The sequence below is a fragment of the Providencia sp. PROV032 genome (assembly GCF_028484875.1).
Taxonomy (GTDB): domain Bacteria; phylum Pseudomonadota; class Gammaproteobacteria; order Enterobacterales; family Enterobacteriaceae; genus Providencia; species Providencia rettgeri_E.
In genome coordinates this window covers 44,838-67,090 of the sequence record NZ_JAMPSX010000032.1, presented here as the reverse complement: position 1 = coordinate 67,090, position 22,253 = coordinate 44,838, and the positions used below count along the sequence as shown (strand labels likewise).

The following is a 22,253-nucleotide window of genomic DNA, read 5'->3' as shown; positions in this document are numbered from 1 at the left end:
TCATGTTGAAAAGTGCGCGGAGACAAGTGCTGAGTGTGGGGCGAGGCAACATGAGTTAAGAGAATTAAGTCAAGCAATTGGTAGATAACACTCGGTGGTATTGTGATCATGAATGGAAGCTCTGGATATAAACTAGTAAGTAACAGCTCACATCTCTTTTGGTAGCAAAGGAGTATAAGGGGTAGATAAAATGAGAGAAAAATAAATTAGAGTGGGTGTTTCCAGGTTTATTTAGATGGTGGATCCGATTGAGGGGGTATAAAGTAGCGAATAATTAAATAGTTATCATTTCGTAAGAAAGTCAGATAAGAACAGAACGTTTTAGTGAAAAAGGTTAAAAACCTTATGAGTAGGGTGGATATTGGGATAAATTTGATAAGCTATAACTACTCAAATTTGATATACTACAACCAGTAATTAATCAAAAAGTGTAAGATTTTCATTATTTTTCTGTGATATAGGGACTTCAAATTTGGCAAAAAGAACCTATTCTGTTCGGTATATTGCAGGTGAGCCCGCTAAACGAATTCAGCCTATGTCTGTACATATGTTGGGTGAATCACTCCCAATAGGTTTACCTCTATTCGCTGCGGGTGAAACTCTTGATGTGGTTACATGGAATATTTACAAACAGCAGAGGCCAAATTGGAAGCCCACTCTTAATGAGTTAGTGAAGGATAGAAAACTTATTTTGTTGCAAGAGGCTCAAATGTCACCTGAGCTAATATCTTTTGCTGCATCACATAAATTAATTGCTGACCAAGTACCTGCATTACCTTTTTCACCTCATCCAGCTGGCGTGATGACGCTCGCTGCTTCACATCCGATATATTGCTGTCCTTTAAGAGAAAAAGAACCACTGTTACGACTGGCTAAATCTGCGCTGATTACAGTATACCCGTTACCAGATGGGAAGCACTTGATGGTCGCGAATGTTCATGCAATTAACTTCAGTTTTGGAGTGGATGTATATACGCGACAACTAAATAAATTGGGTGTTCATATTGCTAAACATGTGGGGCCAGTGATCCTTGCGGGGGATTTTAATGCATGGAGTAGACAACGGGTAAATGCATTAAAACGGTTTATTCGTAGTGTGGGTCTAAAAGAAATAGCATTTAGTGATGATTACCGCACTAAGGCTTTTGGGCGTCCTTTGGATTACGTGTTTTATCGTGGATTGAAGGTTAAAGATAGCACTGTACTACCGACAGATGCATCTGATCATAACCCTATTATGACCAAATTTACGCTTTCTAAGTAATTAAGATTATCTCCCTTATTTTCCCTCGCATTTAATTATAGATTTGATGAACTCTTTTTATTGGGGACATCAGATTGAAATTATCGCTTTTATATATCTTTTTCTTTTTTGCACAAATAGCTAATGGGTCTAGCTTATTGTTAGCTAAACATGCGGAACAGTTGCCTCGTTTAGTTATTTATGACCCATCTTATCGACAAATTTCTTATCCGAATGGTGATGTGCCCGAACAATACGGTGTCTGCTCTGATGTGGTTATACGAAGCTACCGAAAAATTGGTATTGATTTGCAACAATTAGTTCATGAAGACATGAAAGCAAATTTTCGCCAATACCCCAGTCAACGAATGTGGGGATTGCGTAAGCCAGATACAAATATTGATCATCGTCGCGTACCTAATTTAGAGGTTTTTTTCTCACGAAAAGGGAAAAATAAGCCTATATCAAAGAATGCCAGTGATTATATTCCTGGCGATATTGTCTCTTGGCGTTTGGATAATGGTCGGCCACATATCGGTGTTGTAACTTCGAGAAAGTCATCAAATACACAGAATTATTTAGTGATGCACAATATTGGATATGGCCAAGTCTTTGAAGATGTTTTATTTCGTTGGGATATTGTTGGACATTATTCTTATTAAGTGAGATGGTTTTTATATAATATAATTTCCTAGATTATAATTTTTAAAATCAACTTATTCAAGAGGTTTTATATATGTAAGTGATTAGTTTTAATTGTTATTTTTTAAATTATATTCTAATTATTATATTAGCATTAATTTACCTTGAACTATATTTATAAATGAAGGGTTAATTGTATAGAGTATAAAGCATAAATAAATGGTGGTTAATGTGATGAAAAATATAGTTATTGTTGGCGGTGGAACGGGCGGGACGATGCTAGCAAATACACTCGCTAGAAAATTGAGTAAAGAAATTTTTTCAAAGAAAATAAAAATAACATTAATTACGGATAATCCAATCCATTATTATAAACCTGCATTTATGTATGTTGCTTTTAATTTATTTTTTAAGGATGAATTAAGCCGTCCAGAAAGAGAGCTGTTAAGGCCTGAAATAGAGTTAGCCATTGATAAAATAGAATACTTTGATTTTAAAAATAAAGAGCTAAACTCAACACATGGAAAAAAATATAATTATGATTTTCTTGTGATAGCGACAGGTTGCGTACCTAAACCTGAGCGTATTCAAGGTTTAAAAGATATCGGTAACCATTTTTATGCTTATGAAGCATCAAGAAAGCTAGCTGACCAACTTGCTAAGATTGAAAAAGGTCGAATTTTTATTACGGTATCATTCCCTGAAACACCTAATGTGCCTCATCAGTGTGGTATCGCACCGATGGAAACAACGTTAATGATTGATGAGTTTTTACGAAAACGTCGAGTCAGGGATAATATTGAAATCGTTTATACATATCCAACCGTTTCACAATTATTACGTAACTGTTTATTTATGCAGCAACCTGTTTGTGAAGTTATTCCCGAAGTATTCACTGCTAAAAATATTAAGGCACAGAGAGGATTTACTTTAGATAAAGTTGATCCAGATAAGAAAATAGCTTATTCGAAGGAAGGGGACGAGCAAAATTTCGATTTATTGATTAGTACTCCTCCTATTACTGCGGTTGAAGCGGTTATTAATACAGGATTGAGTGAACATAATAATGGTGAAGGATGGTTACCAACTGACCACGAAACAATGCAAGTTTATGGTGTCGATGGTGTTTATGTTATTGGTGACACCGTTGATTTACCGATCAGTAAAGCGGGTGGAAGCTGCCATAATCAAGCTGCGATTATAGCCGATAATATTTGTGGTGAATTAATTTATGGTTATCCCGCGGCTATCTATGATGGGCGAGTTCAAGCCGTTGTTCAAATGGGATTAACAGCAGGAATGCCTTTACAATACGATTATAAACACGATGTTATTCCTACACCTCCGACTAAATTAGGAGGATTACTCAGAAATGGCTTTAATAGAGGTATTTATTGGGCTGCTATTCGTGGCTTAGTTTAAGGAGGAAATCAAAATGTCTAATAATGAAAATCAAAGTAAACTAATTGAACTTCTTAATTCTGAGTCGGGTGATCATTTCGCAGACAAATTAGCACCGCTATTACAATTGAATCGTTTAGATAATATTGTTGATTTACTTTCTCTAATTTCTGACCTTATTGACATTACTGATAATAGCACGGTAGAAAAACTGGCAAATTCATTTGAGGATACTTTATCACCGATATGGGAGTTCGGTACGGCTTATAATATGGCTAAAATGGAAGAGGTATATAATAGTAAAAATCCAAATTTTCGCTCGGTATATGCTTTATTAAAAGATCCAAATACATTACGTGGAATTAGTACCGTTTTACGAACCTTGCAAATAATGGGTTCTCGATTATCTTCACCCCAAGAGGGGTAATATTTCGGAGGTGGTATGATATTAGATAGACAGTATTCTTTTGATACGCGTGTGATACATAATTACTATGATGCAGCTGAAAATTTAGGGGCACTAGCTTCTCCCATTTATCAAACTTCAACCTACGTATTTAATAGTGTTGAAGAAGGTGCAGCCTGCTTTAGCGGTGAATCGAATGGTTATATTTATACACGAATAAATAATCCGACATTAAGTTTATTGGAAAAGCGACTTGCTGATTTAGAAGAGGGAGATGCAGCAATTGCATTCTCTTCAGGGATGGGGGCAATAACATCGACGCTTTGGACATTACTGAGCCCTGGAGATGAGTTGTTAGTTGACATGACGGTTTATGGCTGTACATATGCGTTCTTTCATCATGGATTGGCTCGTTTTGGTATCAAAGTTCGTCACATTGATATGAGTGATCCAAATCATGTGGCACAAGAGCTCACTGAAAAAACAAGGATGATATTTTTCGAATCACCTGCAAACCCAAACATGCGTTTAGTTGATATTAGTGCAGTGAGTAATATCGTTCGCCAATATAATATTGCAAATAACCAAGAAATATTGATAACTGTAGATAATACCTATTGTACCCCTTACATTCAAAAACCTCTTGAGCTTGGGGCAGATATTGTTGTTCATTCATTGACTAAATATATGAATGGACATGGTGATGTGATGGCTGGCGCTGTTATAACAACTGAGGAATTAGCGAAACAAATCAGATTGGTTGGGCTGAAAGATATGACTGGAGCATGCCTATCCCCTCACGATGCAAACCTGATATTGCGAGGAATGAAAACACTTCCAATCAGAATGGAAAGAGTGGTTGAGAATGCACAGAAAGTTGCAGAATATTTGGCTTCACTATCTGAAATTTCTCAAGTGATGTATCCGGGTTTATCGAGTTTTCCACAATATGCATTAGCTCAAAAGCAGATGAAGTTACCTGGAGGGATGATTGCTTTCGAACTTGAAGGGGGACTTGAGGCGGGTAAGCAGTTTCTGAACCGTCTACAGCTATTTTCTTGTGCGGTTAGCTTAGGTGATTGTGAGTCATTGGCTCAGCACCCTGCAAGTATGACCCATTCTACTTATACTGCAGAGGAACGAAAACAGTATGGGATTAGTGATGGGCTTATTCGTTTATCCGTTGGATTAGAAAGTGTTGATGATTTGATTGCCGATATTAGGCAAGCGCTCATTTGATACCAAAATAGGTAACAAAAGGCCCTATATCATATAAATATAGGGCCTAAATTTACTCTACGAATACTTTAGTCGATTAAGATTTTTGAAATTTACGCATGACAAAGAAGGTCACACTCAATATCGCGACCCATGCAAACCCAACTAAAAGGGCAACTTGTGTATCTTTAAAGAAGCCAAGTAGTGCGATAACAAAGACCATAAATGCGATAGTAATTGCAGGGCCAACTGGCCAAAATGGGACTGGGAACTTCAGTTTTTTAACCTCTTCAGGGCTCATTTGGCGGCGCATTGCGACATGAGATAGCAGGATCATTAACCAGACCCAAACGGTCGCAAAGGTTGCGATTGACGCAATAATCACAAAGATTTTTTCTGGAAGTAGGTAGTTTAAATAAACGCCTAATAACATGACAACAGACATCACCAGTACAGTGACCCAAGGCACCCCACTTTTAGTCAACTTGGTAAAGACTTTTGGTGCTTGTTTGTCTTGTGCCATACCATACATCATGCGACCAGCACCGAAAATATCACTATTAATCGCTGAAATTGCCGCAGTGATCACCACGATATTTAAGATATTTGCCGCTGATTGAATGCCTAAGCTATCAAAAATTTGGACGAATGGACTGCCATTTTGACCAATTTGATTCCACGGATAGATACACATTAAAATGAACAATGTTAACCCATAGAATAGTAAGATACGGATTGGAACGGCATTAATTGCTTTTGGAATGGTTTTCTCTGGATTTTGCGCTTCACTGGCGGTAATACCGATCACTTCGATACCCCCAAAGGCGAACATTACGATAGCTAAGGATGCAATAACACCTTCAATACCGTTAGGCATAAAGCCACCGTGTTCCCAGAGATTTTGGATACCCACCGCATGGTCAGTTTCTTGGCCGAAACCGTAGAACATTAAGAAGGTACCACCAACAATCATTGCGATGATAGCGGAGACTTTCACGATAGACAGCCAAAATTCCATTTCACCGAAAATTTTAACATGGCATAAATTGAGCGCACCAATAAATAGCACGATACTTAATACCCACACCCATTGGTCGACATGTGGGAACCAGAACCCCATGTACATCCCAAAAGCGGTAATATCGGCCAAGCAGACGACCAACATTTCAAATACGTAGTTCCAGCCAGTTAAAAAACCAGCGAGGGGGCCCATGTAATGGCTAGCGTAGTGAGAAAACGAACCGGGTACAGGATGATGCACTGCCATCTCGCCTAAGGCTCGCATGACCATAAATACAGCAGCACCACCGACCATATAAGCGAGGAGAACTGCAGGCCCTGCCGCTTGAATTGCGGAAGCAGAACCATAAAATAAGCCGGTACCAATCGCTGATCCTAAAGCCATAAAGCGAATGTGCCGAACACTCAGTCCCTTTCTGAGTTGATTTTGTTCACTACTTTGCATGTCTTTTCCTGTCTTTTTCTTCGTTCGATATATTGTTCCGAATAGGCTTTCGGTATTGTTTATTAAGTCGGACGTACTTTATTGAACCCTAAGGTGGCTACATTATCACAAACTTCCTTGTTCGTGAGATAGATATCTGCAATATAATGCGTGCTCAGCTAACTATTTTAGGAGTGATATGAAATACCCAATTAATGAAATCTTCCAAACCATTCAGGGAGAGGGGGTTTTTACTGGTGTTCCAGCCGTATTTATTCGTTTGCAGGGCTGCCCAGTTGGATGTAGTTGGTGTGATACCAAACAAACATGGGAAATAGAACAAGATAAAGAATCTACCCTAGGGGATATCGCACTTAAAACGATTGATTCAGATGCATGGGCGATGTCAGATAGTGAGGCATTGATTCAGTTAATGAAAGAAAAGCACTTCAGCGCACAGCATATTGTTATTACAGGCGGTGAGCCTTGTATTTATGATTTACAGCCATTGACTGAGGCATTAGAACAGCATGGATATCAATGCCAAATTGAAACTAGTGGCACATACCCTATTCAATGCACTGATAACACATGGGTTACTGTATCACCAAAAGTCGGTATGAAAGGAGGACTACAGGTGATCAGCCAAGCAGTGAACCGGGCCAATGAAATTAAACATCCTGTTGCTCGCGAAAAAGATATAGAAGCACTTGAGAAAATTTTAGCATTACGTATTGCCGAAACGCTTCCTGTAGTAGCATTACAGCCAATCAGCCAAAAAGCGGCAGCAACAAAATTGTGTATTGAAACCTGTATTCAACGCAACTGGCGTTTATCGATTCAAACACATAAATATTTGGATATTCAATAATAAAAAATAGCAATGATTTTTAGTAACCCCCAAGCGCTAAAAAACACGCATTGGGGGTCTTTAAATTACCTAAAAGGTTGGTTTAATGGTACTTCAGGATCTGGTTCGTGAGTAATACGATTACGTAAGTCACGACGAATAATTTCAATAGACCAGAACCAAATTAAATGACCAAATATTTCTGAAACATTTTCATACCATGGCAGGTCTAAAAGTGGAGGGGTTAGCCCCATAAGAGGGAATGAAATCATATGGACAAATAATTGCGCCAGTGCACCCGCTAACAACCCTTGCCATAACTTAATTTTAGGGAATATTTCAGCAACGATACAATATCCGACAGCAAATACGATAGAAAATATGATGTGAGTAACCCCCACAGAGTTAAAAACGTGCCCAGCAAAGGTGTAAACTGCAGAGTTAGGGTCGGCAATGCCTAACCAATCCCTTAAGAATATATAAGGTGGATTGAGGAAGTTACGTGAGCAGTCTATTTGTTCCGCTGCACGGATCAGCGTCTCTGGCGAACAAGCTGCATTGAACATATCCGTTGGGCTTCTTGGCGGTAATGGGACTTCAGCCCCCCATTTGACAAATGAAGAAACGATACCAGCGATTAGACCAATAAATGCGGCCAGTCCATAACGCCTTCTGGATTTTGGTGTTTGCTGAAATAAATGCATTTTCCCTGCCTTATTAAAAGTAAATAATGGTAAATAATAGATCAGGTTATAATTTAATGCACTATGTCAAATTAAAGTTTTTATATCCTTAATGTTAAAAGGAGAAATGCCAGCCACTATTTGTTTCTTGCCTTAACCTCATCCTTAATAACGTATGGTTTTTTCGAATTTCGGCTATTAAAGGTAATTAGGAAACTTTCTATGCAGCGTTAGGCGTTGATATTGGTAATGAGCCAAAGGTAAAGGATATAGGGATTTACCCCTCATTTATGTTCAAAACCTATTAGGCTTGCCGCTAAGTCAGCGGCCTGAGGAGCGTGTATCCCTATATTATATGACTTGTTTAGTGCTTGTGCTTTTAAGCTTCTCCGCGATAGACACAGCCTGCTGTGCAGGTTTCTTTTACAGTAACCGCACTTAATAAGGGTAGTAAAGGCTTAGTTTGTTGCCAAATCCATTGGGCTAATACCTCACTCGTTGGGTTTTCTAACCCTTCGATATCATTTAAATAGTGATGGTCTAAGCGTTCCCAAATAGGTTTAAATGCAGCTTTTACATCGGAAAAATCAATAATCCAACCACTATGTGAGTCGACTTCACCAGTGATTTCTAAACGCACCATGAAAGAATGCCCATGGAGGCGACCGCACTTATGACCCTCTGGAACATGGGGAAGTTTATGGGCGGCTTCGAAAGTGAAATCTTTATAGATTGTTGTGCTCATATGTGGCTCCTTGTTGTGAATAAACAGCGTATTGTACTGCATTTTTAGGTGAAAATATCTTTAATTACCAAAATAGCGTTAACCGCTTTTATCAATATGATCCATCAGTTAATTGCTTTAGGCTTTTTAGTTATTAATTATGGCTATCGTTTCTTATCCCAATATCTAGGGTTGTTATAACCTAATTGCATACCCTATATGTTTCAGGTACTGCGGTATTTTTTGCTTTATTACCCTAATTATTTGGGGAAATGAGTAGGTGTTAGGTTGTCAGTCTTTTTTGGGTAATGACATGGCATCGTTTTTTTAAATCAAAGATGAATAACGCTGGGGTTACAAGATAATGACAAAAAAACAGCCGCCATTAGCGGCGCTGCCAATATCTGTTGAGCAATTAACACGTTTACAGACAGCCGTTGATGATTTTTCATCTCATCAACTCGCATGGCTTTCTGGTTATTTGTGGGGAGTGGTAAATCAGAACACGCAAGTTGATGTATCAGCCAGTACGCCTGTTGTTACTCAAGATACCGTCACTATTATCTCTGCGTCACAGACAGGAAATGCACGTCGCCTATCTGAGCAGCTCAGAGAGCGCTTGGTGGGTGAAAAAATTAGTGTGAATTTGGTGAATGCAGGGGATTATAAATTCAAACAAATCAACCAAGAGCAAGTGTTGGTTATTGTCGCCTCAACGCAGGGTGAAGGTGAACCCGCCGAAGAGGCGGTTGCGTTGTACAAATACCTTCATTCTAAAAAAGCGCCTAATTTATCACAAACTAGCTATGCGGTTTTCGCGCTGGGAGACTCCTCTTACGAAAAATTTTGCCAAGCGGGTAAAGATTTCGATTCTCAGCTTGCATCATTAGGGGCGATATCATTAACGGAACGAATTGATGCAGATGTTGAATACCAAGCGGTTGCAGATGAATGGGTTGAAAACCTCACGCAGATTTTAAAAGCTCGCGTTCCTGCTCAAAGTGATAGCCAATTATTGGCGACTCAAACAGGAAGTATCAATGAAATTCATTCATCACCTTATAGTAAAACGGCACCATTAACTGCATCGCTACTGAGCAATCAAAAGATCACCAGCCGCGACTCACAAAAAGATGTTCGCCATATTAAAATTGACCTCGGTGACTCTGGTTTACGTTATCAACCGGGTGATGCGCTAGGTGTTTGGTTCGATAATGACCCCGCTTTAGTTGATGAGCTGGTGGCTTTATTGTGGCTGCAAGGTGATGAAGAAGTCTTTATTGGCTCACAGCGTCATTCATTCCGTGATGCGCTGATTTATCAATTAGAACTGACACAAAATACCCCAGTGATTGTCGAAAAATACGCTCAGTTATCAAAAGACGATGCACTATTGTCATTAATTAGCGATAAAGCCGCTATTTTGCACTACGCACAAAATACGCCAATCGTCGATATGGTACGCCAAGCGGCATCTCAGCCAGCTGCCCAAGAATTTGTTGACCTACTGCGCCCGTTAACCCCTCGTTTGTACTCGATTTCTTCTTCCCAATCCGAGGTGGAAGATGAAGTTCATGCAACGGTTGGCGTTGTCCGCTATGAGATTGATGGTAAGGCGCGAACTGGCGGTGCTTCGGGTTTCTTAGCTGATCGCTTAAATGAGGATGATGAACTCCGTATATTCATTGAGCACAATGATAACTTCCGTCTACCACAAGACCCAAATACGCCTGTGATCATGATTGGCCCTGGTACAGGGATAGCGCCATTTCGCGCTTTTTTACAGCAGCGTGACAATGACGGTGCGACAGGCAAAAACTGGTTATTTTTTGGTAACCCACATTTTGTTGACGACTTTCTCTACCAAGTGGAATGGCAGCGCTATGTCAAAGACGGTTTATTAACCCATATTTCATTAGCGTGGTCTCGCGACCAGCAAGAGAAAATTTACGTACAAGATAAACTTCGTGAACAAGGTGAAGAAGTTTGGCAATGGTTACAAGAAGGGGCCCACATCTATGTGTGTGGTGATGCAAACCGCATGGCCAAAGATGTCGAACAGGCATTATTAGATATCGTCAGCCAATACGGGAACATGGACAGTGAAGAAGCTGATGAATTTTTAAGTGAGTTGCGCGTAATGCGCCGTTATCAGAGGGATGTTTATTAATGAGCAATGAACAACAACAAAAGCCCTTAATTGTCGAAGGTAAACTTGCAGACAGCGAACGCATGAAGCAAGACAGTAATTACCTACGTGGAACAATTAAAGATGACCTCAAAAATGGGTTAACAGGTGGTTTCGAGGGCGACAATTTCTTATTGATTCGCTTTCACGGTATGTATCAACAAGATGACCGTGATATTCGTGCCGAGCGGGCGGAACAAAAACTCGAGCCTCGCCATGCAATGATGCTGCGTTGTCGTTTACCGGGGGGCATTATTACCCCCAAGCAATGGCTGGATATTGATAAGTTTGCTACGGACCACACGCTGTATGGGAGTGTGCGCATTACGAATCGGCAAACATTTCAGTTCCATGGCATCTTAAAAGGGGATGTAAAGCCTGCCCATCAAATGTTAAGTCACGTTGGTTTAGATGCCCTTGCAACGGCGAATGACGTTAACCGTAACGTGTTATGCACCTCTAACCCTATACAATCTGAATTGCACCAACAAGCTTATGAATGGGCAAAGAAAATATCTGAACATTTATTACCGCGCACAAGTGCTTACGCGGAAATTTGGTTAGATAAAGAAAAAATAGTGACAACGGATGAAGAGCCCATTTTAGGGCAAACTTATTTGCCAAGAAAATTTAAAACCTCTGTCGTGATCCCGCCATTAAACGATGTGGATTTACATGCAAATGATATGAACTTTGTTGCGATAGCCCAAAATGGTGAGTTGATCGGTTTTAACGTGCTAGTGGGCGGTGGCCTTGCGATGACTCATGGCGATACCGCAACATTTCCTCGCTTAGCCAGTGAGTTTGGGTTTATTCCATTAGAGAAAACGTTAGCGATTGCAGAAGCGATAGTGACTACCCAACGGGATTGGGGAAATCGTACTGAACGTAAAAATGCAAAAACCAAATACACCCTTGAGCGAGTGGGAGTTGATACTTTCAAAGCTGAAGTCGAAAGGCGCTCAGGCGTAGTTTTCGAACCTATTCGTCCATATGAATTTACTGAACGCGGTGACAAGATTGGTTGGCTTAAAGGAATTGACAATCGCTGGCACCTAACATTGTTTATTGAAAATGGCCGATTGATTGATTTAGAAAATAAGCCATTAAAAACCGGCGTGGCTGAAATTGCACGTATTCACCAAGGGGACTTTCGTTTAACTGCAAACCAAAATTTAATTGTTGCGGGTGTACCCGAAAGTGAAAAAGCGGCAATTGAAGCGATTGCCAGAGCTCATGGGTTAATGAGTGATGAAATTACAGCGCAACGTGAAAATTCCATGGCGTGTGTCTCATTTCCAACTTGCCCACTTGCGATGGCAGAAGCAGAACGTTTTTTACCTGAATTTATTAGTCAGGTAGAAAATATTATGGCCGCTCATCAAGTCGCCAATGAACATATCGTTCTACGGATAACGGGTTGCCCTAATGGCTGTGGACGAGCGATGCTGGCGGAAGTAGGGCTGGTCGGTAAAGCGATGGATAGATATAACTTACATTTAGGCGGGAACCGTATTGGTACTCGTATTCCACGTATGTACCGTGAAAATATCACTAGTACAGAGATTTTAGCTATTTTGGATGAGTTAATCGGTGATTGGGCGAAAAACCGTCTACCTAATGAAGGATTTGGCGATTTTGTTATTCGCACCAATGTTGTTAAGCCCGTATTGAATTCTGCTGTTGATTTTTATGAGGTTAAGGAGGCAGTATGAGCCGACTTGAACTAGCAACACTCATCGAACTCGATAAGCCCCAACAAGTCGCTTATCTCGCTGAGTTTAATTCCCAGTTAGAAGCAATGAATGCATTGCAGCGGGTTGAGTGGGCGGTTGAATACTTACCGACTGAGTTTGTGTTGTCTTCCAGCTTTGGTATTCAAGCGGCACTGACATTACATATGGTGACGCAAATTGTGCCTAATATCCCAGTTATTTTAACGGATACCGGTTATTTGTTCCCAGAAACCTATCAGTTTATTGAAGTATTAACAGATAAGCTGAATTTAAATTTACAGGTGTATCGAGCCAAACAGTCACCTGCTTGGCAAGAAGCACTGTATGGCCAACTTTGGACGCAAGGCCTTGAGGGCATCGAACGCTACAATCAGCTTAATAAGGTTGAGCCAATGGAAAGGGCCTTAAATGAGTTACAGGCACAAACTTGGTTTTCGGGGTTACGGCGAGAACAATCAGCAAGCCGCGCAAATTTGTCTGTGTTAGGTATCGGAAAAGGGATTTTTAAAGTGTTACCCGTGATTGATTGGAACAATAAGCAAGTCTATGAATACCTAACAAAATATGGTTTACCTTATCACCCTCTGTGGGAGCAAGGGTATTTATCGGTTGGTGATACGCATACGACTCGCAAATGGGAAGAGGGAATGAATGAAGAAGATACGCGCTTTTTTGGATTAAAGCGTGAGTGTGGGCTTCATGAAAACTAAATATTCGTCATAATTCAACCCACAGCGTTGTTGGTTAATCATTCTTTAAGCCATGAATTGAGTTTAGATTGTAAATAATAGCAGACTTGATGAAATATTTGTTTAATTACAAAGGGATGGTTTTTATTAAAAATAAGCATCTCTTTATTTTTTATTATTTTTGTTTTTATTATGAAAATTAGCAGTTTGCGTTAAGTTTTGTGTATTTTGTTTAAAATTAACTTATTTTGATGGTTTTTATGTGAATTTTCTGGCTTATGCTTTTCAGTTACAAGAAAGAGCTTTTTGTCATTTCAAACCTATTGTCTGAAACCATATAGTCAACTTTATATTTCTTATAATCAGTTTATATAACGATGGGTGAGCAAGATGGATTATTTACCGTTATTTGTCGATGTCCGCACGCGAAAGGTCGTGTTAATTGGCGGCGGTGTGGTCGCAGCACGAAAAGCAGAATTGCTAATAAAAGCACAAGCGAATTTAGTGATCATCTCACCAACGTTATGTACTCCGCTTCAAACTGAATATCAACAAAATAAATTTGTTTGGTTAGCAGAAGATTACCAAACTATTCATTTAGATGATGCTTTTCTGGTTATTGCTGCAACGGATGATGCATTACTGAATGAAAAGGTTTTCTATGATGCGAATGAGCGAAAAATATTCGTTAACGTCGTCGATGACCAACCATTATGTTCATTTATTGTCCCTTCTATTATCGATCGCTCGCCAGTGATTGTGGCGATCTCTTCAGGGGGGACTGCGCCTGTATTAGCACGTTTACTCAGAGAAAAATTGGAAACGATGTTGCCAACGTCTTTGGGGAAAATGGCGGAAATAGCCGGCCGCTGGCGTCATAAAGTCAAAGAAACGTTAATGAATATGCGTGAAAGAAAACGTTTCTGGGAAAAAAGTTTTAGTGGACGTTTTGCCTCCTTAGTTGAAAAAGGGCAATTCAGCGAAGCGGAGCAACAACTGGAGCGACAACTGTATGAGCCAGATAACCACGGTGAATTAACTTTAGTGGGGGCTGGGCCGGGGGATGCAGGGTTGCTCACGTTAAAAGGGCTAAGGGTTTTACAAAGCGCGGAAGTGGTTTTATATGATCATTTAGTTAGCGAAGAAATTCTTGAATTAGTTCGCCGTGATGCAGACAAGATTTGCGTAGGTAAACGTGCAGGGGCTCATAGCGTTTCTCAAGAAGAAACCAATGCGCTGATCGTGAAATTTGCTCAACAAGGTAAAAAAGTCGTGCGCCTTAAAGGGGGGGACCCTTTCATTTTTGGGCGAGGGGGAGAAGAGCTACAAGTTGCAGCGCAAGCGGGGATCCCATTTCAAGTGGTTCCGGGTGTGACCGCAGCAATTGGTGCAGCCGCTTACGCGGGGGTTCCGCTGACTCACCGTGAACATTCACAAAGCATTACATTTATTACGGGGCATTGCCGTGAAAATGGAACTGAACTCGATTGGCAGGCACTTTCCCGAGGAAATCAAACCTTAGCTATCTATATGGGCACGGTGAAGGCCGCGAAAATCAGTGAGCAATTAATCCAATTCGGTCGAGCTCAAAATACCCCTGTAGCGGTTATCGGCTGTGGTACAAGGCGTGAACAAAAAGTCGTAACTGGCAAATTGTATGAGCTCGAAACATTAGCGCAGCAGGCTCCTGCTCCTGCTTTGATAGTGATCGGTGAAGTGGCTGCATTGCACCAACAACTCGCATGGTTTGGTTCGCAAACTGAAGATATAAGATGGCGCAGTGCCGTATTGGAACTGGCTTAAGTAAGGGGCTATCGTGAACGACAAAAAATTAACTCATTTACAGCAGTTAGAAGCAGAAAGTATTCATATCATTCGTGAAGTTGCCGCCGAATTTGCTAACCCAGTGATGCTGTATTCTATTGGTAAAGATTCTTCCGTGATGCTGCATTTAGCACGCAAGGCATTTTATCCAGGAAAGCTCCCATTTCCTCTTTTACATGTTGATACAGGGTGGAAATTTCGTGAAATGTACGAATTTCGTGATGCAACGGCAGAAAAATATGGTTTTGAGCTACTTGTTTATCGTAACCCTGAAGGGGAAAAATTAGGGATCAACCCGTTTGTGCATGGCAGTGCTAAGCACACTGATATTATGAAAACCGAGGGCTTAAAGCAGGCTTTGGATAAGTACAGTTTTGATGCTGCTTTTGGTGGTGCTCGTCGTGATGAAGAAAAATCACGTGCAAAAGAGCGGATCTACTCTTTTCGTGACCGATCTCATCGTTGGGATCCTAAAAACCAACGGCCTGAGCTATGGCATAACTACAATGGGCAGGTCAATAAAGGAGAAAGTATTCGTGTTTTCCCACTATCAAATTGGACTGAACTCGATATCTGGCAATATATCTATTTGGAAAATATCGACATTGTTCCCCTGTACTTTGCAAAAGAACGACCAGTTATTCAGCGGGATGGGACTTTATTAATGGTAGATGATAACCGTATCGACCTACAACCTGGCGAAGTGGTTAGCCAGCAAAAAGTGCGTTTTAGGACATTAGGTTGCTGGCCACTGACTGGAGCTGTGCCATCAGAAGCACAAACGCTGCCTGAGATCATAGAAGAAATGTTGATTTCCACGACAAGTGAGCGGCAGGGGCGGCTGATTGATAGCGACCAATCCGCTTCGATGGAGTTGAAAAAGCGCCAAGGTTATTTTTAGTGGGCAAGGTGAATACGCAAAGTCAGGAGAAAAATCATGGCACAAGCCGTTTATAATGAATCAATCGCTCATCAAATTGAACAGCAAGGTGGTGTAGAGCCTTATTTATTGGCGCAGCAACAAAAAGGATTATTGCGTTTTTTAACCTGTGGCAATGTGGATGATGGTAAAAGCACCTTAATCGGCCGTTTACTGCATGATACTCGCCAAATATACCAAGATCAGCTGTCAACTCTGCAAAGTGACAGTAAGCGGATAGGGACTCAAGGGGAAAAGCTTGATCTTGCTTTGCTGGTGGATGGCCTTGCTGCTGAACGTGAGCAGGGGATCACAATCGATGTAGCTTATCGTTATTTTTCAACAGAAAAGCGCAAGTTTATTATTGCGGATACCCCCGGCCATGAGCAATATACGCGCAATATGGCGACAGGCGCATCAACTTGCTCACTTTCTATTTTGTTGATCGATGCTCGAAAAGGGGTACAGGAGCAAACGCGTCGACATAGTTTTATTAGCACATTACTTGGGATCCGCCATCTTATTGTTGCTGTCAATAAAATGGATCTAGTGGATTACAGTGAAACCACTTTTGACAAAATAAAGCAGGATTACCAAAAGTTTTCGACGGAATTGCCGGTTGATTTAAAGGTATGGTTTGTCCCTATTTCAGCCCTTGATGGCGATAACATTGTGAATGCTAGCGATAATTTTAAGTGGTATCAAGGTGATACATTATTATCGATATTGGAAAATGTCCAAGTGGAACAAAAAGCCTCGGAGCAAGCTTTGCGTTTTCCTGTGCAATATGTGAACCGCCCAAATTTAGACTTTCGTGGATACAGCGGAACATTATCATCAGGGGTTGTGGCAGTGGGACAAAAGGTCAAAGTATTGCCATCCGGTGCCACCTCAGCAATCAAAGAAATTGTGACATTTTCAGGATTACAAGATTTTGCGGTGCCAGGGGAAGCGATTACATTAGTGCTTGAGGATGAAATTGATATTAGTCGTGGCGACTTGATTGTCGCACAAGATGAAATCTTACAAAGCACACAGCATGCCTCTGTCGATGTGGTATGGATGTCTGAACAGTCGTTAGTTCAAGGCCAGCAACTGGATATTAAAATTGCAGGAAAACGCAGTCGGGCAAAAGTGGAAAATATTCAATATCAAATTGATATCAATAATTTAACGCAGAAAGTGGCGACAGAGCTGCCGTTGAATGGGATTGGTTTAGTGGAATTTTCCTTTGATGAACCATTGTTACTGGAAAACTATCAACGCAATGCAGACACAGGCGGAATGATTTTTATTGATAGACTCACCAATGTGACTGTCGGAGCGGGCTTAGTCCGTGAAACACAAACCCCTGTCTTTGAACAACCCAGCGATTTTAGTGAATTTGAAATTGAGCTAAATAAATTAGTTCGCCGCCATTTCCCACATTGGGGTGCGCGCGATGTATTGGGTGGGAAATAGCACGGATGACAAAAGAAAACCATATTGTTTGGCATCAACATGCAGTAACTCGCCAGTTACGTGAGAGTAATAATGGCCACAAAGGTGCCGTGTTGTGGTTCACCGGGTTATCAGGTTCAGGAAAGTCAACATTGGCGGGGGCAATAGAGCACCAACTTACGTCCATGGGAATGAAAACCTATTTACTGGATGGCGATAATATTCGCCATGGTTTATGCGGCGACTTAGGGTTTAATGAGGCTGATAGGCAAGAAAATATCCGTCGAGTGGGGGAGGTGGCGAAGCTAATGGTTGATGCAGGGTTAATTGTTGCGACTGCCTTTATTTCACCTTTTCAAGACGATAGGCAGAAAGTCCGTGACTTATTTGAACCCGATCAATTTTTTGAGCTGTACGTGGATACCCCGGTAAGTATTTGTGAACAGCGAGACCCTAAAGGGTTATATCAACAAGCGCGGGAAGGGAAAATTAAACAATTCACCGGAATTGACTCCCCTTATGAAGAACCGCAACACCCTGAGCTGCATCTGGATGGGCAGCAACCGATTTCGGATTCCCTTTCCCAAATTATTGCGCTTTTATTGCGCAATCATGTCATTCAACTAGATTATTAATACAGCTTAAATACCCCCTTTATTTTATCCGATGGTAAAATAAGGCGGTATTTTGCGGATCAAAAACCGACTTAATCTGACTTTTTATCACAATTTTAGTATCACAGTAGCGTCAATCGTTGAGTTATGGGATGATTAGCAAATCATTTCAGGGGGCAAAATGGGTAAATTAACGCTACTATTAATTGCGATATTAGCTTGGTTACAGTATTCCTTATGGTTAGGCAAAAATGGCATACATGACTACGTACAAGTCAAAGATGATGTCGCTGCTCAGGAAATTGTAAATTCGCGCTTAAAAATGCGTAATGAACAGCTATTCGCTGAAATCAATGACTTAAATGATGGCCAAGATGCGATTGAAGAACGAGCTCGAACTGAGCTTGGGATGATCAAACCCGGAGAGTCATTTTATCGAATGGTTAAAGAAAGTAATAACCAGAAATAGACACAATAATATGATGTCAAAATAGTGTACCCATTAGCCTGATAATTTCTGATGTAAGAATTCAATAATGACAAATCCAAACCATGCCCCACAAAACAATCTCCCGCAAATTGTTGCATTGATCCCTGCGGCTGGGGTCGGTAGCCGTATGAATGCAGAGTGCCCAAAACAATACTTGCAGGTTGCAGGTAAAACAATCATTGAACACACCATAAGCGCATTGCTTGAAAATGATAAAGTGCAAGAGATTGTGGTTGCTTTGAGTGCGGAAGACGATTATTTTCAGCAACTTGCAATTGCTAATGACCCTCGTGTGACGACGGTTATTGGTGGCAAAGAGCGTGCCGATTCAGTATTAGCAGGTCTGGATTTTTTAATCACTAACCCCAACTTTTCAGATTGCTGGGTATTAGTACATGATGCCGCGCGCCCCTGCCTTCATCAATCAGATTTAAATGAAATTATTCAATTAGCAGCGGAACAAAATTGTTGTGGTGGGATCCTCGCTGCCCCAGTGCGTGATACCATGAAACGCAGCTCAACAGCCAGTCAATTAATTGACCATACCGTTGAACGTGAAGCGTTATGGCATGCCCTTACACCACAATTTTTTCCGTTAATATTATTACGGGATTGTCTAAGTAAAGCCTTGAAAGAAAACGCAGTAATCACCGATGAAGCTTCTGCGCTAGAATATTGCGGCCATCAACCGATGTTAGTGGCTGGCCGCGCTGATAATTTAAAAGTGACGCGCCCAGAAGACCTCACTTTAGCGGAATTTTATCTTTCAAGAATGAACAATTAAGGAAAAAAAATGAGAATCGGACACGGTTTTGACGTACACAAATTTGGTGGCGAAGGCCCTATCATCATTGGTGGCGTGCGTATCCCTTATGAACAAGGTTTACTTGCGCACTCTGACGGTGATGTGGTATTGCATGCGTTAACCGATGCAATTCTCGGCGCAGCTGCATTAGGGGATATCGGTAAATTATTCCCTGATACTGACCCTGCCTATAAAGGGGCGGATAGCCGAGTACTATTGAGAGACGCATTTTGCCATGTACGTGCCAAAGGGTATCGCATTGGGAATATTGATATTACCATCATGGCTCAGGCGCCAAAAATGTTGCCACACATAGCTCAAATGCGTGTGAATATTGCCGAAGACCTAGAGTGTCACATGGATGATGTCAATGCGAAAGCGACCACGACAGAACAATTAGGTTTTGTGGGTCGTAAAGAAGGCATTGCCTGTGCTGCGGTTGTTCTTTTAATAAAAGATAATAGTAATGAAAGTAATGAATGTTCAGTACCTGCATGGTAAGCCATTATCTTCTGGCACATTAAAAAGTGTCCCAGAAGATTTTATCGTCAAAGAAGACTTGGGCTTTGAGCTAGATGGCGAAGGCGAACATGTCATGGTTCGCGTGGAAAAAACAGGCTGCAATACGGTGTTCGTTGCGGAACAACTTGCAAAGTTTGCTAAAATTTCAGCCAGAGCTGTCAGTTACGCAGGTTTAAAAGACAGGCACGCTGTGACGGAGCAATGGTTCTGTTTGCAAATGCCAGGTAAAGAAACGCCTGTTTTTTCAACATGGCAGCTAGAAGGCTGCCGAATACTGGCAGTCACCAGACAAAAACGTAAATTACGTATTGGTTCCTTGAAAGGAAACCAGTTCGAAATAACCTTGCGTGATATTTCGGATGCGAAAGATGTCGAACAACGTTTACACAAAGTTGCATTATCAGGGGTACCTAATTACTTCGGTGAACAACGTTTTGGACGTGACGGGCAAAATTTAACGCAAGCGTTGCGTTGGGCAAACCAAGAAATCAACGTGCGTGAACGCAACAAGCGTAGCTTCTATCTTTCTGCTGCGCGTAGTGCCATGTTTAATCATGTGGCAAGTGAACGTATTGCAAATAATACTGCCCAACACGTGATGTTAGGTGATGCATTGCAATTAACGGGCAGAGGGAGTTGGTTTGTCGCGACACAAGATGAGTTTGCTACATTGCAACCTCGCTTAGAGTCCAACGAGTTAAGCATTACCGCGCCATTACCCGGTGATGGTGCGTTGGGAACTCAGGATGAAGCTCAGGCATTTGAAACTCAGTGTTTAGCGGATTACCAACCCTTTATCTCTTTAATGCAGCGCGAACGAGTTTCTTCAGCTAGAAGGGCGATAGTTGTTAAGCCACAAGACTTACAGTGGGAATGGTTGGATGACTCGACGGTAAAACTGAATTTTTTCTTAAACTCGGGTTGTTTTGCAACCAGTGTTGTGAGAGAAATTATTAATCAAAATGGGCAGGATAATGTCGATGCTAAAGATTTTATTGAGTAATGACGACGGGGTAAATGCGCCGGGAATTCAAACTCTTGCAGCTGCACTACGCCAATATTATCATGTTCAGGTGATTGCGCCTGATCGCAATCGTAGTGGGGCATCGAACGCATTAACATTAGATAAACCACTTAAAATTCAAACACTAAGTAATGGCGACCTTGCTGTACAGGAAGGCACACCAACAGATTGTGTCTATATTGGGGTGAATAAAGTGGTGCGCCCACGTCCTGATATTGTTGTATCTGGTATCAACTGTGGCCCTAATTTAGGGGATGATGTTATTTACTCAGGCACGGTTGCAGCGGCAACAGAAGGCCGCCATTTAGGTTTACCGTCAATTGCGGTATCGTTAGATGGGGAAACGCATTATGAAAGTGCCGCTAAAGTGACATGCGAGATCCTCGCACTTTTACAGACGAACCCATTGCGAGCAGGGAATATTTTAAATATTAATGTGCCTGATATCCCATACGAAGAAATTAAAGGTATCAAAGTTACTCGCTGTGGTAGTCGTCATGCCGCTTCTGAGGTATATAGCCTAGAGGACCCGAAAGGGAATACATTGTATTGGTTAGGTCCCGTTGGGGAAATTCGTGATGCCAGTCCTGGAACGGATTTTGAAGCCGTGAAAAATGGGTATGTTTCAATCACCCCATTACAAGTTGACCTAACCGCTTATAAAGCACACTCATTAGTGGAAGAGTGGCTTGAAAAATCAGGAGTGTCAGTAAAATGAATACAGGGCTCATGAAAGAACTTTTGGCTCAATTACGCCAACAGGGAATTCACGATGAGCGCCTATTAGATGCCATTTCACTCGTTCCGCGGGAACGGTTTGTGGATGAAGCGCTCTCCCATAAAGCCTATGATAATATCCCATTACCTATTGGTCATGGGCAAACTATTTCACAGCCGTATATTGTTGCTAAAATGACGGCACTATTGGCTTTAGCACCGGATGATCACGTTCTCGAGATAGGGACAGGCTCAGGGTATCAAACTGCAGTATTGGCACACTTGGTTAAGCATGTTTTTTCTGTTGAGCGGGTAAAAAGCTTGCAGTGGGCCGCAAAGCGGCGCCTGAAACAGCTTGATTTACATAATATTTCAACACGCCATGGTGATGGTTGGGAAGGTTGGCAATCAAAAGGGCCTTTTGATGCCATCATAGTTACTGCGGCACCAACAGAAATACCAACTCTACTATTGGGGCAATTAAAAGATGGTGGGCGAATGGTTTTACCTGTCGGTGATAAAGAACAAGCGCTGAAGCTAATTACTCGACGTGGTAATGATTACCATACGAATTTTATTGAAAAAGTTCGTTTTGTCCCATTGGTTGCCGGTGACCTCCTTTAACCTATTTGCAATGGTATTTAAAAAAATGATTATAAAAATAATCGATTTAA

At 41.2% G+C, this 22,253-nt stretch carries 22 protein-coding genes; 19 read left to right on the top strand and 3 right to left on the bottom strand.

What is annotated here, in order from left to right; translation table 11 throughout:
• The first annotated feature begins 472 nt into the window (after window positions 1-472).
• The 5 genes from PSF42_RS17900 to megL all read left to right on the top strand — a co-directional run bounded on the left by PSF42_RS17900 (window position 473) and on the right by megL (window position 4,931).
• Window positions 473-1,264 carry an endonuclease/exonuclease/phosphatase family protein gene (locus PSF42_RS17900; RefSeq protein WP_213914321.1) on the top strand — a complete coding sequence of 264 codons (792 nt, stop codon included), beginning with the start codon at window positions 473-475 and terminating at the stop codon, window positions 1,262-1,264.
• 95 nt (window positions 1,265-1,359) lie between these two features.
• Window positions 1,360-1,905, top strand: coding sequence for a DUF1287 domain-containing protein (locus tag PSF42_RS17895; protein ID WP_442959230.1), 546 nt, complete (start codon window positions 1,360-1,362; stop codon window positions 1,903-1,905).
• 214 nt (window positions 1,906-2,119) lie between these two features.
• Entirely contained in the window at window positions 2,120-3,307 is a 1,188-nt protein-coding gene (locus PSF42_RS17890) for an NAD(P)/FAD-dependent oxidoreductase (protein ID WP_272680473.1), read from the top strand.
• Window positions 3,308-3,320: 13 nt separating this feature from the next.
• Entirely contained in the window at window positions 3,321-3,713 is a 393-nt protein-coding gene (locus PSF42_RS17885; protein ID WP_213914318.1) for a hypothetical protein, read from the top strand.
• A 15-nt stretch (window positions 3,714-3,728) separates the two neighbouring features.
• On the top strand, window positions 3,729-4,931 hold the full coding sequence (gene megL, locus PSF42_RS17880) for a methionine gamma-lyase (RefSeq protein ID WP_248466923.1): 1,203 nt from the start codon (window positions 3,729-3,731) through the stop codon (window positions 4,929-4,931).
• 76 nt (window positions 4,932-5,007) lie between these two features.
• Here megL and PSF42_RS17875 read toward each other — a convergent pair whose 3' ends face one another.
• Window positions 5,008-6,375: an amino acid permease gene (locus tag PSF42_RS17875; RefSeq protein ID WP_248466921.1), complete on the bottom strand. Its 1,368-nt coding sequence runs from the start codon at window positions 6,373-6,375 to the stop codon at window positions 5,008-5,010.
• Window positions 6,376-6,553: 178 nt separating this feature from the next.
• Here PSF42_RS17875 and queE point away from each other — a divergent pair, with 178 nt between their 5' ends.
• Window positions 6,554-7,225, top strand: a complete 672-nt coding sequence (gene queE / locus PSF42_RS17870) for a 7-carboxy-7-deazaguanine synthase QueE (RefSeq protein WP_272680472.1) — start codon at window positions 6,554-6,556, stop codon at window positions 7,223-7,225.
• A 65-nt stretch (window positions 7,226-7,290) separates the two neighbouring features.
• On the opposite strand, the gene PSF42_RS17865 is transcribed toward queE, so the two are convergent.
• Together PSF42_RS17865 and queD are read right to left on the bottom strand one after the other, a co-directional pair.
• Complete coding sequence (locus PSF42_RS17865; RefSeq protein ID WP_125893881.1) at window positions 7,291-7,908, bottom strand: YagU family protein; 618 nt, start codon at window positions 7,906-7,908, stop codon at window positions 7,291-7,293.
• A 358-nt stretch (window positions 7,909-8,266) separates the two neighbouring features.
• Window positions 8,267-8,632 (bottom strand): 6-carboxytetrahydropterin synthase QueD, encoded by a 366-nt coding sequence (gene queD / locus PSF42_RS17860; protein WP_125893883.1) that lies wholly within the window; start codon window positions 8,630-8,632, stop codon window positions 8,267-8,269.
• 343 nt (window positions 8,633-8,975) lie between these two features.
• On the opposite strand from queD, the gene cysJ reads away from it, so the two are divergent.
• The 13 genes from cysJ (at window position 8,976) to PSF42_RS17795 (ending at window position 22,203) form a co-directional block, all read left to right on the top strand.
• Window positions 8,976-10,781 (top strand): NADPH-dependent assimilatory sulfite reductase flavoprotein subunit, encoded by a 1,806-nt coding sequence (gene cysJ, locus PSF42_RS17855; RefSeq protein ID WP_272680471.1) that lies wholly within the window; start codon window positions 8,976-8,978, stop codon window positions 10,779-10,781.
• Window positions 10,781-12,514, top strand: a complete 1,734-nt coding sequence (gene cysI / locus PSF42_RS17850; RefSeq protein WP_272680470.1) for an assimilatory sulfite reductase (NADPH) hemoprotein subunit — start codon at window positions 10,781-10,783, stop codon at window positions 12,512-12,514. Before cysJ ends, cysI begins: the two co-directional genes overlap by 1 nt.
• Window positions 12,511-13,245 carry a phosphoadenosine phosphosulfate reductase gene (cysH, locus tag PSF42_RS17845; protein WP_272680469.1) on the top strand — a complete coding sequence of 245 codons (735 nt, stop codon included), beginning with the start codon at window positions 12,511-12,513 and terminating at the stop codon, window positions 13,243-13,245. The genes cysI and cysH overlap by 4 nt, the downstream gene beginning before the upstream one ends.
• Before the next feature lie 369 nt (window positions 13,246-13,614).
• Window positions 13,615-15,027 carry a siroheme synthase CysG gene (gene cysG / locus PSF42_RS17840; RefSeq protein ID WP_125893891.1) on the top strand — a complete coding sequence of 471 codons (1,413 nt, stop codon included), beginning with the start codon at window positions 13,615-13,617 and terminating at the stop codon, window positions 15,025-15,027.
• A 13-nt stretch (window positions 15,028-15,040) separates the two neighbouring features.
• Complete coding sequence (gene cysD, locus PSF42_RS17835) at window positions 15,041-15,949, top strand: sulfate adenylyltransferase subunit CysD (RefSeq protein WP_125893893.1); 909 nt, start codon at window positions 15,041-15,043, stop codon at window positions 15,947-15,949.
• 36 nt (window positions 15,950-15,985) lie between these two features.
• Window positions 15,986-17,428, top strand: a complete 1,443-nt coding sequence (gene cysN, locus PSF42_RS17830) for a sulfate adenylyltransferase subunit CysN (RefSeq protein WP_272680468.1) — start codon at window positions 15,986-15,988, stop codon at window positions 17,426-17,428.
• Between the two features lie 5 nt (window positions 17,429-17,433).
• A complete protein-coding gene (cysC, locus tag PSF42_RS17825) occupies window positions 17,434-18,042 on the top strand; it encodes an adenylyl-sulfate kinase (protein WP_125893897.1) in 609 nt (202 codons plus the stop codon).
• Window positions 18,043-18,202: 160 nt separating this feature from the next.
• A complete protein-coding gene (ftsB, locus tag PSF42_RS17820; protein ID WP_004260736.1) occupies window positions 18,203-18,490 on the top strand; it encodes a cell division protein FtsB in 288 nt (95 codons plus the stop codon).
• A gap of 67 nt (window positions 18,491-18,557) precedes the next feature.
• Window positions 18,558-19,295 (top strand): 2-C-methyl-D-erythritol 4-phosphate cytidylyltransferase, encoded by a 738-nt coding sequence (ispD, locus tag PSF42_RS17815; protein ID WP_125893899.1) that lies wholly within the window; start codon window positions 18,558-18,560, stop codon window positions 19,293-19,295.
• Window positions 19,296-19,304: 9 nt separating this feature from the next.
• A complete protein-coding gene (gene ispF / locus PSF42_RS17810; protein ID WP_004260732.1) occupies window positions 19,305-19,817 on the top strand; it encodes a 2-C-methyl-D-erythritol 2,4-cyclodiphosphate synthase in 513 nt (170 codons plus the stop codon).
• Window positions 19,783-20,841, top strand: a complete 1,059-nt coding sequence (gene truD, locus PSF42_RS17805) for a tRNA pseudouridine(13) synthase TruD (protein ID WP_248466914.1) — start codon at window positions 19,783-19,785, stop codon at window positions 20,839-20,841. The genes ispF and truD overlap by 35 nt, the downstream gene beginning before the upstream one ends.
• Window positions 20,819-21,580, top strand: coding sequence for a 5'/3'-nucleotidase SurE (surE, locus tag PSF42_RS17800; RefSeq protein WP_125893903.1), 762 nt, complete (start codon window positions 20,819-20,821; stop codon window positions 21,578-21,580). The genes truD and surE overlap by 23 nt, the downstream gene beginning before the upstream one ends.
• Window positions 21,577-22,203: a protein-L-isoaspartate(D-aspartate) O-methyltransferase gene (locus PSF42_RS17795; protein WP_213914309.1), complete on the top strand. Its 627-nt coding sequence runs from the start codon at window positions 21,577-21,579 to the stop codon at window positions 22,201-22,203. The genes surE and PSF42_RS17795 overlap by 4 nt, the downstream gene beginning before the upstream one ends.
• Window positions 22,204-22,253 lie beyond the last annotated feature (50 nt).